At 75.0% G+C, this 15663-nt stretch carries 14 protein-coding genes; 10 read left to right on the plus strand and 4 right to left on the minus strand.

The window, feature by feature from the left end; all coding sequences use genetic code 11:
• Positions 1-62: 62 nt before the first annotated feature.
• The gene (locus ACI78Z_RS05560; RefSeq protein ID WP_457035531.1) at positions 63-845 is read right to left on the minus strand and encodes an enoyl-CoA hydratase/isomerase family protein; all 783 of its coding nucleotides are present in this window, start codon (positions 843-845) and stop codon (positions 63-65) included.
• Positions 846-861: 16 nt separating this feature from the next.
• On the minus strand, positions 862-2385 hold the full coding sequence (locus tag ACI78Z_RS05565; protein ID WP_457035532.1) for a dolichyl-phosphate-mannose--protein mannosyltransferase: 1524 nt from the start codon (positions 2383-2385) through the stop codon (positions 862-864).
• Between the two features lie 140 nt (positions 2386-2525).
• Here ACI78Z_RS05565 and rsmI point away from each other — a divergent pair, with 140 nt between their 5' ends.
• Positions 2526-3365, plus strand: coding sequence for a 16S rRNA (cytidine(1402)-2'-O)-methyltransferase (rsmI, locus tag ACI78Z_RS05570; RefSeq protein WP_457035533.1), 840 nt, complete (start codon positions 2526-2528; stop codon positions 3363-3365).
• Between the two features lie 119 nt (positions 3366-3484).
• Entirely contained in the window at positions 3485-4366 is an 882-nt protein-coding gene (locus tag ACI78Z_RS05575) for an endonuclease domain-containing protein (protein ID WP_457035534.1), read from the plus strand.
• Between the two features lie 51 nt (positions 4367-4417).
• On the opposite strand, the gene corA is transcribed toward ACI78Z_RS05575, so the two are convergent.
• Positions 4418-5524 (minus strand): magnesium/cobalt transporter CorA, encoded by a 1107-nt coding sequence (corA, locus tag ACI78Z_RS05580; RefSeq protein ID WP_457035535.1) that lies wholly within the window; start codon positions 5522-5524, stop codon positions 4418-4420.
• 104 nt (positions 5525-5628) lie between these two features.
• Between corA and ACI78Z_RS05585 the strand changes: the two genes are divergently transcribed.
• The 8 genes from ACI78Z_RS05585 to ACI78Z_RS05620 all read left to right on the plus strand — a co-directional run bounded on the left by ACI78Z_RS05585 (position 5629) and on the right by ACI78Z_RS05620 (position 15030).
• Positions 5629-7131, plus strand: a complete 1503-nt coding sequence (locus tag ACI78Z_RS05585; protein ID WP_457035536.1) for an amino acid permease — start codon at positions 5629-5631, stop codon at positions 7129-7131.
• Positions 7132-7233: 102 nt separating this feature from the next.
• Entirely contained in the window at positions 7234-7869 is a 636-nt protein-coding gene (locus ACI78Z_RS05590; RefSeq protein WP_457035537.1) for a hypothetical protein, read from the plus strand.
• Positions 7870-7902: 33 nt separating this feature from the next.
• A complete protein-coding gene (gene metG / locus ACI78Z_RS05595) occupies positions 7903-9696 on the plus strand; it encodes a methionine--tRNA ligase (protein ID WP_457035538.1) in 1794 nt (597 codons plus the stop codon).
• Positions 9697-9736: 40 nt separating this feature from the next.
• Positions 9737-10609 (plus strand): TatD family hydrolase, encoded by an 873-nt coding sequence (locus ACI78Z_RS05600; protein WP_457035539.1) that lies wholly within the window; start codon positions 9737-9739, stop codon positions 10607-10609.
• A 94-nt stretch (positions 10610-10703) separates the two neighbouring features.
• The gene (locus tag ACI78Z_RS05605) at positions 10704-11543 is read left to right on the plus strand and encodes a hypothetical protein (protein ID WP_457035540.1); all 840 of its coding nucleotides are present in this window, start codon (positions 10704-10706) and stop codon (positions 11541-11543) included.
• Positions 11544-12014: 471 nt separating this feature from the next.
• Positions 12015-13106: a ubiquitin-like domain-containing protein gene (locus ACI78Z_RS05610; protein WP_457035541.1), complete on the plus strand. Its 1092-nt coding sequence runs from the start codon at positions 12015-12017 to the stop codon at positions 13104-13106.
• Between the two features lie 153 nt (positions 13107-13259).
• Positions 13260-13991, plus strand: coding sequence for a 16S rRNA (adenine(1518)-N(6)/adenine(1519)-N(6))-dimethyltransferase RsmA (rsmA, locus tag ACI78Z_RS05615; protein ID WP_457035542.1), 732 nt, complete (start codon positions 13260-13262; stop codon positions 13989-13991).
• 73 nt (positions 13992-14064) lie between these two features.
• Entirely contained in the window at positions 14065-15030 is a 966-nt protein-coding gene (locus ACI78Z_RS05620; RefSeq protein WP_457035543.1) for a 4-(cytidine 5'-diphospho)-2-C-methyl-D-erythritol kinase, read from the plus strand.
• 3 nt (positions 15031-15033) lie between these two features.
• Here ACI78Z_RS05620 and ACI78Z_RS05625 read toward each other — a convergent pair whose 3' ends face one another.
• Positions 15034-15633: a TetR family transcriptional regulator gene (locus tag ACI78Z_RS05625; protein ID WP_457035544.1), complete on the minus strand. Its 600-nt coding sequence runs from the start codon at positions 15631-15633 to the stop codon at positions 15034-15036.
• Positions 15634-15663: the final 30 nt, after the last annotated feature.

The following is a 15663-nucleotide window of genomic DNA, read 5'->3' on the forward strand; positions in this document are numbered from 1 at the left end:
CCGGCCCGCTCCCCGCTGGGTGCTACCCGGCCGGCTCGGCGGCAACCTGGCCGGGGGAGCGGTCAGTCCGCGGCCCGGAAGTCCGGCCGGCGCTTCTCGACGAAGGCCCGCACACCCTCGCGACCCTCCGGGTCGGCCGCGGACTCGGCGATCAGCCGTGCCTCGTCGTCCAGGTGCTCGTCGAGCGTGCGGACGGCGGCGCCGCGGACCAGCGCGCGGGTGCGCACCATCGCCCGCACCGGACCGGCCGCCAGCGCGTGCGCGAGCGCGACGGCGGCGTCCCGCAGGTCGTCGTCCGCCACCACCCGGGCGACCAGGCCGCAGGCGTGCGCCTCCGCGGCGTCCAGCGTGCCGTCGGTCAGGGTGAGGTCCAGGGTGCGGGCCGGTCCGAGGGCGTGCGCCAGGGTCCACGAGGTGCCGCCGTCGGGGGAGAAGCCGATCGCGCCGTAGGCGGGCCGGATCCTCGTCGACCGGGCGCACACGACGACGTCGCAGGCGCCCAGGAGCCCGACGCCCGCCCCGGCGACCGCGCCGTGCACGCCGGCGACGACCGGCACCGGCGCGGCCAGCAGCGCCCGGACGACCTCGTGCCAGTCGGCGGCCAGGCGGCCCACCTCGGCGCCGGGGTCCTGCGCCGCCGCGAACCCGCGCACGTCGCCACCGACGCAGAAGCGCTCGCCCTCGGCCAGGAGCAGCACCGCCCGCGTCCGCGGCGGGCGGGCGCGCAGGGCCGCGCCGAGCGCCGCCGCCATCGCCGGGTCGACGGCGTTCCCGGTGGCCGGGGAGTCCAGCGTCACCCGCCAGACGTCGCCGTCGGTCCCGGTGCGCACCGGCTGGTCGGTCATGTCAGGCCTCCGAGGGTCAGAACCAGGAGGGGAACCACATGCGGTCCAGCCACTCCGCTTGCGACAGCGGTTCCCCGGTGAGCACGGGGAGGAAGTGGACGAACGTCGCCGCCACCACGCCGACGTAGAGGGCAACGACGCCCAGGCCGACCTGCCGGCGCAGCCGTGGGGCCCCGGGGGGACCGAGGACGTCCTGCAGGACCAGGACGACGGCCAGCACGAAGAACGGCAGGACCGGTGCCATGTAGAAGACGAACATCGTGCGCTCGGGGTTGAGGAACCACGTGCCCCAGCCCGCGGCGACCGCGACGGCGACGACCAGCGCGGTGGGGTCGCGGCGGGCCACCAGCCGCCAGGCCAGCCAGGCCAGCGCGGGCGCGAAGGCGAACCAGAGGGTCGGCGTCCCGACCATGAGGATGTAGCGGATGACCTGGTCGCCCGCGGCGTCGGTGAGGCCCTGCGGGTTCCACAGCAGGATCGGCCGGCCGTTGACCAGCCAGCTCCACGGCCCGGACTCCCACGGGTGCGGCGTGGACAGCCCGTTGTGGAAGGTCAGCCACTCGGCGTGCTGGTGCCACAGCGAGCGCAGCGCGTCGGGCACCCACGGGAACGCCGTCTCCGGGTTCTGCTGCGCCCAGGCCCTGCCCTGCGAGGTCTCGCCGAGGAACCAGCCGGTGAAGCTGGCTAGGTAGCTCAGCACCGGGACGGCGGCCAGCGCCCACAGCGCCCCGGGCAGGCCGCGCCGCGCGGCGGTGACGGTCGGGCGCGGGACACCGGCCGCGCGCCAGGCGGCGCGGTCCCAGAACAGGCTCAGCACCGCGAAGGCGGCGAGGAAGTACACCCCGCTCCACTTGACCGCGCAGGCGCAGCCGAACAGGAACCCGGCGGCCAGCCGCCACCCGCGCGGGCCGAGTCGGAAGCCGGTGGACGTCACCCCGTGCGCCTGGATCCGCTGGCGCACCGTGTCGCGGTCGACCACCAGGCAGGCCACCGCGGACAGCACGAGGACCTGCAGGAAGACGTCGAGCAGGCCGATCCGCGACAGGGTGAACGCGAGTCCGTCCAGGGCGAGGAGCAGCCCGGCGACCAGGCCGAGCAGCGTCGAGCCGGTCAGCCGCCGGGCCAGCCGGGTGAGGACGACGACGGCGATGCTGCCCGCGACCGCGGAGGGGAACCGCCAGCCGAAGGAGTCGTAGCCGAACAGCCCGATGCCGCCGGCGATCAGCCACTTGCCCAGCGGCGGGTGGACGATGAACGTGTAGCCGCGGTTGTACTCATGGCCCCACTCGAGCAGCTCCCGGGCCTCCGGCGGGTAGTACGCCTCGTCGAAGAGCAGGTCGCCCGGGTAGCCGATGCCCCACAGCCGGAGGGCGAAGGCGGCCAGCCCGAGCAGCGCGGTGAGCACCCAGGCGGTCCGGCGGTCGGCGGGCAGCGGCGGGGTGGTGTCGCGGCGCGGCCGGGGCAGCGCGCGGCGGCGCGTCCCCGTGGGCCGGGTCTCGCCGGGCTCCCGGGCCGTGCGCTCGGGAGCCAGGACCGCCATGCGGCCAGGGTAGTGAAACAACCCGCCTGCCCCCCGGCGCTCGTGGAAACACCCCCTGCCCCCGCCAGCTCGCGGCGGGACCCTGCAGGGGGCGGCCCCTGCAGGCGGGCCTACGGCGATCGTCGTGACAGGCTCGGGGCATGGTCGGACGGCTGGTGCTCGGTGGCGCTCCGCTCGGGCAGCCCGGCGACGTCGGCCCGCGGCTGCGGTCGGCGATGGCGACCGCGGACGTGCTCGCCGTCGAGGACACCCGCCGCCTGCACCGCCTGGCCGCCGACCTGGAGGTGCAGCTGTCCGGTCGCGTGGTGACCTTCCACGAGTCGGTGGAGCGCTCCCGGTTGCCCGGGCTGCTGAGCGCGCTGGCCGAGGGGCGGACCGTCCTGCTCCTCACCGACGCCGGGATGCCCTCGGTCTCCGATCCCGGGTACACGCTGGTCCGCGCGGCGATCGACGCCGGCGTCGAGGTGACCTCGGTGCCCGGACCGTCGGCGGTGACGACGGCGCTGGCGGTGTCCGGGCTGCCGGTCGACCGGTTCTGCTTCGAGGGCTTCCTGCCGCGCAAGGCGGGCGAGCGCCGGTCGCGGCTGGCCGGCCTGGCCGAGGAGCGCCGCACGATGGTCTTCTTCGAGTCGCCGCACCGGCTGGCCGACGCGCTCACCGCCGCCGCGGCCGCCTTCGGCGCCGACCGGCCCGCCGCCGTCTGCCGCGAGCTGACCAAGACGCACGAGGAGGTCCGCCGCGGCCCGCTGGCGGCGCTGGCCGAGTGGGCCGCCGACGGGGTGCGCGGGGAGATCACCCTGGTCGTCGGCGGCGCGCCGGCGGGGCCGGTGTCGCTCCCGCCCGCGGAGCTGGCCGCCCTGGTGGCCGACGAGGAGGCCGCGGGCGCCACCCGCAAGGACGCCATCCGGGCCGTCGTCGTCCGCACCGGGCTGCCCCGCCGCACGGTCTACGACGCCGTCGTCGCCGCGAAGTCCGACTGACCGCCGCCGGTGTGCACGTCCGGTGGTCTCGCGCCAGCGGGAGACCACCGTCGGTGCACAGCGGCGCGACTGTGGACGACGGATCGTGGCCCCGGCACGGGGTCCGGCACGGTGCGCCGGTGCCCGTTCCGCCCTCCGTGCCCGGAGCCCTGCGCGGCAGGGTCTTCCGCGCCTCGGTGGTCATCGAACGGGGTCTGCTCACCCGCAGCCAGCTGAGGGGTCCGACCTGGCGGAGGGTGTGGCCGGACGTGTTCGCGCACCGCGACGTCGAGATCACGCACGCGCTCCGAGCCCGTGCGGCCACGACGCTGCTCGTGCCGGGCTCCGTGGTGACGGGCTGCAGCGCTGCGGTGCTGTGGGACGTCGACCTGGCCGATGCCGCAGCCGACGTCGAACTCACCGTCCCGCCCGACCGCCACCCGGTGCGGGTCCCGGGGCTGCGCGTGCGCCGGAGCCGGCTGCCTCCCGAGTGGGTCCTCCGCCGTCGTGGCGTGGCCGTCACGACGCCGGAGGCGACGGCAGTCCGAGTCGCCGCCGCTCTGCCAGGGGACGACGCCGTCGTCGCGGTGGACCGGTTCATCGCGTCCGGGGTCGTCGACCTGGGGTCGGTGCGTGCCCTCGCCGCGACCGCCCGCGGTCCCGGCAGTGCGCGGGCACGCGAGGTGGGCCGACTCGCCGACGGGCTCGCCGAGTCGCCGCCGGAGACCCGGGTGCGGCTGCTGATGGCGCGGGGCGGCCTGCCGACGCCGGTGGCGCAGTACGTCGTGCGGGATGCTCGCGGCTTCGTGGCGCGCGTCGACTTCGCGTGGCCCGAGCTGCGGCTCGCCGTCGAGTACGACGGTGCTTGGCACGCCGAGCCCGGTCAGTTCGCGCGCGACCGCCAACGGCTCAACCGGCTGCAGGCGGCCGGCTGGCGGGTGGTGTTCGTGACCGCCGCCGACCTGTACCGGCCCGAGGAGCTGGTGCGGCGCATCGGAGCGGCACTGGCCATCGTGCGCTGAGTGTTGTCTCCGATCAGCGGGAGACCACACCGAGCGCACATCGCCGGCGGGTCACAGCCAGCCGTTGCGCTTGAAGCCGCGGTAGAGCAGCAGGCAGGTGCCGATGATCACCAGCAGCACCACGAAGTAGCCGTAGCGCCACCGCAGCTCGGGCATGTACTCGAAGTTCATCCCGTAGATCCCGGCGATCGCGGTCGGGACGGCGATGATGCCGGCCCACGCGCTGATCTTGCGCATGTCCTCGTTGTCGGCCTGCGACGTGCGCGCCAGCGACGCCTGCAGGATCGAGGTCAGCAGCTCGTCGAGGGCGTTGACCTGGTCGCGCACCCGGATGGCGTGGTCCTCGACGTCGCGGAAGTAGGACCGCATCGCCTCCGGGACGACGTCGATCGGCTTCTCGGCCAGCTTCTCCAGCGGCACCTCCAGCGGGGAGACCGCCCGGCGCAGCGCCAGCAGCTCCCGCTTGAGCTGGTAGAGCCGGCCGATGTCGTCGGTGCGGTCGGGGCTGAACACCGAGGCCTCGAGCTCGTCGACGTCCTCCTCGACCGCGGTCGCGACCTCCACGAACGCGTCGACCACGCTGTCGGCGACCGCGTAGAGCACCGACGACGGGCCCAGGCACAGCAGGTCGGGCTGCTCCTCGAGGCCCCGGCGCAGGTCGGCGAGGCTGCCGTGCTCGCCGTGCCGCACGGTGATCACGTAGTGGGGGCCGACGAACACCATGACCTCGCCGGTGTCCACGACCTCGCTGGTCGCGGTCAGCCGGTCGTGCTCGACGTACCGCGCGGTGGTCAGCACCATGAACAGCCCGTCGCCGTAGCGCTCGAGCTTGGGTCGCTGGTGGGCGTAGACGGCGTCCTCGACGGCCAGCGGGTGCAGCCGGTAGTGCTCGGCGATGGCGCTCAGCTCGTCCTCGGTCGGCGCGTAGAGCCCCAGCCAGACGAAGCCGCCCCGCGACTCCGCGGTCCGCAGCGCCTCGTGCGGCTCGATGGGGGGCTCGCGGCGTCCGTCGACGTAGACGGCGCAGTCCACGACCGGTCCGACCCCGTCCGGCCGGGACGGCGTGGTGCGCGGCCGCCCCTCGGGTCGCGGCCGGGTCGACGGCAGCTCCGTCGGCAGCGCGCGCGACGTCCCGCGGGGGACCTCCGTGCCGGGCATCCGCACTCCTCTCCGACCGGGGCGACGCAGGCAGCGTAGGCATGCGGCCCGGCGGCGCCCGTGCCACGCTCGCTGGGTCCGGATCTGCGGAGAGCGAGGACGTCGTGGCCGTCAACACCCGCCGGGTGAAGTCCGTCGAGGACTCCATCCGCGACACAGACGAACCGGAACACCGGCTGAAGAAGAACCTGTCGGGCCTGGACCTCACGGTCTTCGGCGTCGGCGTGATCATCGGCACCGGGATCTTCGTGCTCACCGGCATCGTCGCCCGGGACCAGGCCGGCCCCGCCGTGGCGATCTCGTTCGTCATCGCCGGCGTCGTCTGCGGGCTGGCCGCCCTCTGCTACGCCGAGTTCGCCTCGACGGTGCCGGTCGCCGGGTCGGCGTACACGTTCTCCTACGCCACCTTCGGCGAGTTCATCGCCTGGATCATCGGCTGGGACCTCGTCCTGGAGCTGGCCCTGGGTGCCGCGACGGTGTCCGTCGGCTGGTCCGGCTACCTCAACCAACTGCTCGACGACATCGGCACGCCGCTGCCGACGTCGATCGCGGGGGAGACGGCGACGGTCAACATCCCGGCGATCCTCATCGCCCTCGCGATGACCGGCGTGCTGATCCTGGGGATCAAGCTCTCGTCCCGCGTCACGGCCATCATCGTGGCGATCAAGCTGGTCGTCGTCCTGCTGGTGATCGCGGTCGGCTTCTTCCTGACCAAGGCCGAGAACTACACGCCGTTCATCCCGCCGGCGCAGCCCGCGGCGCCGGGGGAGGACAGCTGGCTGCACACGCCGCTCATCTCGGTGATCACCGGGTTCAGCCCCGGCACGTTCGGCTGGGGCGGCGTGCTCGCCGGCGCCGCCATCGTGTTCTTCGCGTTCATCGGCTTCGACATCGTGGCCACCGCCGCGGAGGAGACCCGCGACCCCGAGCGGGACATGCCGCGCGGGATCCTCGGGTCGCTGGCGATCTGCACCGCGCTGTACGTCGCGGTGTCGTTGGTGGTCGTGGGGATGCAGAACTACACCGAGCTCAGCGCGACCGCCCCGCTCGCGGGCGCCTTCTCGGCCAACGGGTGGCCGGTGTTCTCCAGCGTCATCTCGATCGGCGCGCTGGCCGGGCTCACCTCGGTGGTGATGATCCTGATGCTGGGTCAGTCCCGGGTGCTGTTCGCGATGAGCCGCGACCACCTGCTGCCGCCGGCCCTGGCGAAGGTCCACCCCCGGTACGGCACCCCGTACCGGATCACGATCGCCACCGGCATCGTGGTCGCGCTGCTCGCCGGGTTCGTCCCGCTCACCGCGCTCGCCGAACTGGTCAACATCGGGACGCTGTTCGCCTTCTTCCTCGTCTCGATCGGCGTCTGGGTGCTGCGGCGCACCCGCCCCGACCTGCACCGCACCTTCCGGGTGCCGTGGGTGCCGGTCCTGCCGATCGTGTCGGCGCTGGCCTCGCTGTGGCTCATGGCGAACCTGCCCACGGACACCTGGCTGCGCTTCCTCATCTGGATGGCGGCCGGAGTCGTCATCTACTTCGCCTACAGCCGCAGCCGGAGCCGGATGGCCACCGGCGAGCGCCGTCCCGCCGACGTGGGCGAGCCGCCGCGCTGACCCCCTCGGAGGGGTGAGGGCGCCCGGCCGGCACCTCCAGCCGCCCGCCGCCCGCGCCGACCCGACCGGTGACCGACGTCCCCGGCCAGGGAGAGCACACCCGTGGCGAGCACCGTCCTCGACGCGCGCGGAACCCCGCGCGCGCCGTCGTCCACCGACCGGCGCCGTCCGCCGGCTGCCGTGCTGGCGGCCGCGGCCGTCGGCGTGGCCGAGGCGGTGGCGCTGCTCGCCGGCGGGCTGACCGGGCTGGACGGCCTGCTGCTGTCCGCGCTGCGGCCGGCGGGCCCGGTCGTCGCCGGCGTGCTCCTGCTCCTCGCCGGGTGGGTGGTGCTCTGCGCCGGCGGCGGGGTGATGCTGGTCGACGGCTCGGGACGGCGGGTCTACACCGTCGTGGCCACCGCGGAGATCGCGCTCGTGGGTGCCCTCCTGGCGCTCGCCCTCATCACGCCCCTGTTCGACGCGCTGCCGGTGGGCCTGCCACTGCCGGCGCTGGCGCTGCTGACCCTCGGCCTGCCGGTCGGCAAGCTGCTGCTCGCCGGTGCGCCGTCGGCGGTCGCCTGGGTCGCCGAGGCCCCCCGGGCCCCGGCGCGCCGCGACCAGCCGCCCGCCGCCGGCCTGAGAACCCGCATCGCGACGCTCGCCGTCATCGGGCTGGCCCTGGTCGCCGTCGCCGTCGCCACCCCGGTCCCGGGGTCGACCGGTGACGCCCCGGCGACGGCGGGCACCAGCCAGCACTGAGTCGGCTGGACGCCGCCGCCTAGGCTCATCCGCGTGAGTGATCGGCACATCCTGACCGCCGTGGCCTGGCCCTACGCCAACGGCCCGCGGCACATCGGCCACGTCTCCGGTTTCGGCGTCCCCTCCGACGTCTTCAGCCGCTACCACCGCATGGTGGGCAACCGGGTGCTTATGGTCAGCGGCACCGACGAGCACGGGACGCCGATCACCGTCGCCGCCGACGCGGAGGGCGTGAGCCCGCGGGAGATCGCCGACCGCAACAACCGGATCATCGTGAACGACCTGGCCAGCCTCGGGCTGAGCTACGACCTGTTCACCCGGACGACGACCGGCAACCACGCCGCCATCAGCCAGGAGATCTTCCTCGGCCTGCTGAAGAACGGGTACGTCTTCCCGAGGACGACGCTCGGCGCGATCAGCCCGTCGACCGGGCGCACCCTGCCCGACCGCTACATCGAGGGCACCTGCCCGATCTGCGGCTACGACGGCGCCCGCGGCGACCAGTGCGACAACTGCGGCAACCAGCTCGACCCGGTCGACCTGATCAACCCGAGGAGCCGGATCAACGGCGAGACCCCGAAGTTCGTCGAGGAGGAGCACTACTTCCTCGACCTGCCGGCCTTCACCCGCTCGCTGGGGGACTGGCTGGACAGCCGCACGGGGTGGCGGCCCAACGTCCTCAACTTCGCCAAGAACCTGCTCACCGACCTCAAGCCGCGCAGCTACACCCGCGACATCGACTGGGGCGTCCCGGTGCCGCTGGACGGCTGGCGCGACCGCCCCGACAAGCGGATCTACGTGTGGTTCGACGCCGTCGTCGGCTACCTGTCGGCCTCCATCGAGTGGGCCCGCCGCTCCGGGGACGACGACGCGTGGCGCCAGTGGTGGCAGACGCCGGACGCCGACGCCTACTACTTCATGGGCAAGGACAACATCGTCTTCCACGCCGAGATCTGGCCCGCGCAGCTGCTGGGCTACAACGGCGAGGGCGACAAGGGCGGGACGCCGGGCTCGCTGGGCCGGCTCAACCTGCCCACCGAGGTCGTCTCCAGCGAGTTCCTCACCATGGAGGGGCGCAAGTTCTCCTCCTCCCGCCAGGTGGTCATCTACGTGCGCGACTTCCTGGCCCGGTACGACGCCGACGCGCTGCGCTACTTCATCGCCGCGGCCGGGCCGGAGAGCCAGGACACCGACTTCACCTGGGCGGAGTTCCTGCGCCGCAACAACGACGAGCTGGTCGCCGGCTGGGGCAACCTGGTCAACCGCACGGTGTCGATGGCGGCGAAGAACGTCGGCGCCGTCCCGACGCCGGGTGAGCTGACCGACGCCGACCGCGCGCTGCTGGGCGCCACCTCGGGCGCCTTCGGGCCGGTCGGGGAGCTGCTGTCGCGCAACCGGCAGAAGGCCGCGGCCGCGGAGGCGATGCGGGTGGTCGGCGAGGCGAACAAGTACCTGTCCGACCAGGCGCCGTGGAAGCTCAAGGAGGACCCGGCCCGCCGGGACACCGTGCTGCACACCGCGCTGCAGGCCGTCAGCGACTGCAACGCGCTGCTCACCCCGTTCCTGCCGCACTCGGCGCAGAAGGTGCACGAACTGCTCGGCGGCACCGGCGTGTGGTCGCCGGCGCCGCGGATCGAGGAGGTCACCGACCTCGACGACGGCTCGCCGTACCCGATCATCACCGGCGACCACTCCGCGGGACAGGCGGTGTGGGCGTCCCGGCCGCTGCCGCCGGGAACGCCGCTGTCGCCGCCCACCCCGGTGTTCCGGAAGCTCGACGAGTCGATCGTCGCCGACGAGCTGGCCCGGCTCGAGGGCGGCCAGTGACGGCGATCCCCGCGGGGACCGCCGGCGCGGGGAGCGGTGCGTGAGCCGGTCGGCGAGCGCCCGCGCCAACCGGCGGGGCGAGGTGCCGCCGTCCCCCGAGCCGCTGCCGGCGCCGGCCGTCGACAGCCACACGCACCTCGACATCGTGCTCAACGGCTTCCGCACCGAGGAGCCCGCCGACGACGACGCCGTGGACGCCGAGATCGCGGAGGCCGCCGCGGTCGGCGTCCCGCGGCTGGTGCAGGTGGGTGTCGACGTGCCGTCGTCGCAGTGGTCGGCCGAGCTCGCGGTCCGGCACCCCAACGTGCTGGCCGCCGTCGCCCTGCACCCCAACGAGGCGGGCGAGGGCGCGGCCACCGACGACGCGCTGGCCGAGATCGACCGGCTGGCGGCGCTGCCCCGGGTGCGGGCGGTGGGGGAGACCGGCCTGGACCGCTACCGCACCGGGCCCGACGGCTGGGCGGCGCAGGAGGCGTCCTTCCGAGCGCACATCCGGATCGCCGGGGAGCGCGGCGTCGCGCTGGTCATCCACGACCGCGACGCGCACGACGAGGTGCTCCGGGTCGTCGACGACGAGGGCGCGCCCGAGCACGTCGTCATGCACTGCTTCTCCGGCGACGCGGCCTTCGCCCGGGCCTGCGTCGAGCGGGGCTTCGTGCTCTCCTTCGCCGGCACGCTGACCTTCGCCAACGCCGGGTACCTGCGGGAGGCGGCAGCGCTGACGCCGGTCGACCAGCTGCTGGTCGAGACCGACTCGCCGTTCCTCACCCCGGTGCCGTACCGCGGGCGGCCGAACGCCTCGCGGCTGGTGCCGCACACCGTCCTCGCGCTGGCCGAGGTGACCGGCGTGGCGCTCGAGGAGCTCTGCGCCCACCTCACCGCTACCGCCGAGCGCGTCTTCGGCAGCTGGTAGCAGAAGGACCCCCTGCCCCCCCACCCCTCGCTGGCGTTCGGCGGGACCCCTGTAGCGGGGCCGACGGTGGCATCGGAGGGGCACACTGGACCGCGTGGGCCGCCTCATCGCCGTCGTTCTCTTCATCGCCGTCCTGGTCCCCGGTGTCCTGCTGGCCCGCGCCTGGGCCCTGGCCGCCGGTCGTCGTGCCGTCGCCGCTGCGGCGGTCGGGTTCACCACCCCCACGCCGGAGGGTGTGGCGGTGCTGGGCCGTCAGGCGCAGCACGGACGGCGGGTGCGCCGCCTCGGCCTCCTCCTCGGGGTGGTCGGCATCGGCGCCAGCATCGTGCTGTTCGCCGAGGCGTCGGTGTTCCTCTGGCTGCCGGCCCTGGTCCTCGGGCTGCTGCTGGGTGTCGTCCTCGCCGAGGCGACCCGCCCCCGGCCGCGCTGGCGGACCAGTTCCCCGGCCCGCCGGCCGCGGCAGTCCGAGCTGATCTCGATGGTGCTGCTCTCGTCGATGCGGGCGGTCGTCGCCGCCGAGGTGGCCACCGCCGTCCTCATGTGGCAGCGCGGCGAGCTCCCCGACACCGTCGGCTGGGTCGCCGTCGCCGTTCCCGTGCTGGCCTGGGCGCTCGCCGAGGTGGCGCTGCTGCGGACCCTGGTGCGCCCCCTGCCCGCCGAGGGTGCCGACGTGCCGGTCGACGAGGCGCTGCGCACCTGGACGGCGCACCTGGTCGCCGCGGCCGTCAGCGTGCTCGCGCTCCTGCCGCTGGGCGCCCTGCTGCTGGCGGCGGGCATCGACCTCGGCGACCGCGTGAGCCGGGGCCTCGACCTGCTGCCCGTGGCGCTGGTCGCCGGGGGCTTCGCCGCCCTGGCCGCGGGCCTCGCCCTCGCCGTCTTCCTGGTCACCTGGCTCAAGCCGGTGCGGGTCGACGACCGCGCGCTGACTGTGTGATCTGTCGGCCTACCGGCCGACACCGCGTCCAGGTGCCGTCCCGCCTGAGCTGAGCCCAGCCCGGCCGCTCGTCGGGGACCCTCCGGCCCCACTCCTCGCACCGCCGCGCGGGGCGGCCGGTGCCATCGGGGCCACGGTGCCGCTGCCGGCACCGTGGCCTTGATCACCTCGCCGACCTCACGCTGCGCAGTTGTCACACCCGTCCCAACCGGCGCGTCCGTCACCGACCGTGTCGGCGCGTCCCCGAGTCGACAGATCACCTCGCTGGTTCACTCGTCGCGCACAGTCGCCACACACATCGTGTCCGTTATCGTGTCGTGACCAGCCGGGGTGGGGACCGACCCGGAGGGCACCGCGACCGGGAGCTCCGTCTCCCGGTCGTCTGCCGTCCGCGCCGGATCGCGCTCGGTACCCGCCAGCCGGCGTGTGCCTGCGTGCGCTCCTCCCGGGTCCTCGAGCCCTGGAAGAGTCGTGCCCCGAGCCCTGAAGTCCGTCCTCTTCGCCCTCGTCCTGCTCGGACTCGTGGGCGGCTCCCTGGCCTACTTCGCCGCGCAGAAGTCGCTGACGCTGACCGTCGACGGGCAGGCGCGAGAGGTCCGCACCTACGCCGCCACCGTCGGTGAGGTGCTCGAGGAGGAGGGGCTGCAGACGCAGTCGCACGACGTCGTCCTCCCGGACACCGCCGCTCCGGTCGCCGACGGCGACACCGTCGTCCTCAACCGCGCCCGCCCGCTCACGCTCACCGTGGACGGCGTCGAGAGCGAGGTCTACGTGACGGCGCTGTCGGTGGACGAGGCGCTCGCCCAGCTCGGCTACCGCGCCGACGACCTCGTCGTCTCCGCCAGCCGCAGCGAGCGCCTCCCGCTCGACGGCATGGCGCTGTCCATCACCACGCCCAAGGACGTCACCCTCGTCGTCGACGGTCAGGAGCGGGTGGTCACCACCACCGCGGCCACCGCCGGCGACCTGCTCGCCGAGCAGGGCGTCGTGCTCGCGGCGACCGACCGCGCGAGCATGTACCCCGACCAGGCGCTCCTGGCGCGCATGCGGCTGCAGGTCTTCCGCGTCCAGGTCAGCGAGGTCGCCGTCCCCGTGCCGATCGACTACCGGACGGTCGAGACCCCCGACCCCGACGCCCTCGAGGGCGACGACACCGTCACCCAGGAGGGTGTCGAGGGGGAGCAGGTGACCACCTACCGGGTCACCGTCACCGACGGCGTCGAGACCGCCCGCGAGCAGCTGGTCACCACGGTCACCCGGCAGCCGGTCGACGAGCTGGTCACGGTCGGCACCAAGCCGCGCCCCACCAACAAGCCCAGCGCCGACGGCCTGAACTGGGCCGCGCTGGCGGCGTGCGAGTCCGGCGGCCGCCCGAACGCGGTGAGCGGCACCGGCAAGTACCGGGGCATGTACCAGTTCTCGCAGGCGACGTGGAACGCTGTCGGCGGCACCGGCGACCCCGCCGCTGCCTCGGCCGACGAGCAGACCTACCGTGCGCAGCTGCTCTACCAGCGCTCCGGCGCCGGCCAGTGGCCGCACTGCGGCCCGCGCCTCTTCTCCTGATCGGACCCCGCTGACCTGAGCACCCCACCCGAGCAGACCTCCGGGCTGCTGGGCCCGGCCGCCATCCGCGACCTGGCCCAGCAGCTCGAGCTGCGTCCGACCAAGACCCTCGGGCAGAACTTCCTGCACGACGCCAACACCATCCGGCGGATCGTGCGGACCGCGGAGCTCACCCCCGAGGACGTCGTCCTGGAGGTGGGCCCCGGGCTCGGCTCGCTCACCCTGGGGCTGCTCCCCGTCGCCGCGCACGTCACCGCCGTCGAGATCGACCCCCGGCTGGCCGCGCTGCTGCCGCGCACGGTGGCCGAGCGCGCCCCGGAGTCGGCCGGACGGCTCACCGTGGTCGAGGCCGACGCGCTGCGCGTCCGCGACCTCCCGGGGCCGGCTCCGACGGCGCTCGTGGCCAACCTGCCGTACAACGTGGCGGTGCCCGTCCTGCTGCACCTGCTCGAGCTGCTGCCGACGCTGCGGCGCGCGCTGGTCCTCGTCCAGGCCGAGGTCGCCGAGCGTCTCGCCGCGGCCCCGGGCTCGGCCGCCTACGGAGTGCCGTCGGCCAAGGCCGCCTGGTACGGCGAGGTGCGCCGGGCCGGCAACGTCGGGCGGCGGGTCTTCTGGCCCGAGCCCAACGTCGACTCGGGCCTGGTGGCGCTCGACCGCCGTCCGCCGCCATCCGGCGACCGCGCCGCGACCTTCGCCGTGGTCGACGCCGCCTTCGCCACCCGTCGCAAGGGGCTGCGCGCCGCGCTGGCCCGCTGGGCCGGCAGTGCCACCGCCGCCGAGGCCCGGCTGCGCGCCGCCGGCATCGAGCCGACCACCCGCGGCGAGCAGTTGTCGATCGCCGACTTCGCCCGGCTGGCCGCGACCGACCCCGTGGACGCGACGTGAACGAGCTCGCGCACTCACGCATGGACACAGGAGCACAGCGAGCGCTGCCGACGAGCGCCGGCGAGGAGAGCCCGTGAGCTGGTCCTCGCCCGGCGGACCCGGCCGGCTGGCCGGCGGCGGCGCCGTCGTCGCCCGCGCCCCCGCCAAGGTCAACGTGCACCTGGCGGTCGGGCCGCTGCGCTCCGACGGGTTCCACGAGCTGCGCACCGTCTACCTGGCCGTCTCGCTGTTCGACACGGTCACCGTGCGCCCCGGCGACGGGCTCTCCCTGTCCGTGACCGGCGAGGGGACGACGGGCACCGGGCCGGACGCCGTCCCCACCGACCGCCGCAACCTCGTCTGGCGGGCCGCCGAGCTGCTGGCCGAGCGAGCCGGGGTGCCGGCCGACGCCGCCGTCACCATCCACAAGTCGATCCCCGCGGCCGCCGGGCTGGCCGGGGGCAGCGCGGACGCCGCCGCCGCCCTGGTCGCCCTCGACGCGCTCTGGGGGACCCGCGCCACCCGTGGCGAGCTGACCGCGCTCGCCGCCCGGCTGGGCAGCGACGTCCCCTTCAGCCTGCTCGGCGGGGTGGCCCTGGGCTCCGGCCGCGGTGAGCAGCTGTCCCCGGTGCTGGCCCGCCGCCGCTGGGACTGGGTGCTCGGCATCGCCGGCGAGGGGCTGTCCACGCCGGCGGTCTACGCCGAGCTGGACCGGCTGCGGGCCGAGGGCCGGGTGCCCGCCGGCGAGGAGCTGTCCTCGCCCGACCCGGTGATCGCGGCGCTGCGCAGCGGGCCGGTGGCCGCGCTCGCCGCCGCCCTCGGCAACGACCTGCAGCCCCCGGCGCTCTCGCTGCGGCCGGACCTGCGGCGGGCGCTGCGGGCCGCGACCGGGGCCGGTGCGGCGGCGGCGCTGGTCAGCGGGTCCGGCCCGACGGTGGCCGCCCTCGCCGAGGACGAGGACTCCGCCGTCCGGCTGACCGCGGCGCTGGCCGGGGAGGGCGTCTACCGCACCGTCCGCGCGGTGCACGGGCCGGTGCCGGGCGCGCGGCTCGTCGGCTGAAGCTCAGCCGCGGGGACGGCGACCGGAGGAGAGCTGCAGGTGCGCCAGGCCGTCGTAGGCCAGGTCCACCAGGCGGGCGGCGACCTCCTCCTTGCCGGGGGAGCGCCGCTCCAGCCACCACTGGCCGACCAGGGCGACCATCCCGACCAGGGCCTGGCTGTACAGCTCGGCCAGCGCCGGGTCGTGGCCGCGGGCCGCGAACTGCGCCCCCAGGACGTGCTCCACCCTGCGGGCCACCTCGCCGACGAGGGACGCGCAGCCGCCGGGTGAGCCGCCGACCGGGGAGTCGCGGGAGAGCACCCGGAAGCCGGCGGTGTCCTCCTCGATGTAGTCCAGCAGCACCAGGGCGGCGCGCTCCAGCAGGTCCCGCGGGCGGCCGCCGGCGGCCAGCGCGGAGGCGAAGCGGTCGAGCAGCCGCTGCATCTCCCGGTCGACGACGACCGTGTAGAGGCCCTCCTTGCCGCCGAAGTGCTCGTAGACCACGGGCTTGCTGACCTCGGCGCGCGCGGCGAGCTCCTCGATGGAGGTGCCGTCGTAGCCCCGCTGGGCGAACACCTCCCGGCCGACGTCGAGCAGCTGCTCCCGCCGCTGCGCGCCGGTCATCCGGACCCGGGGCCGCGCCCCGCTGCCGGG

It is taken from the genome of Geodermatophilus sp. SYSU D01176, from assembly GCF_054050015.1.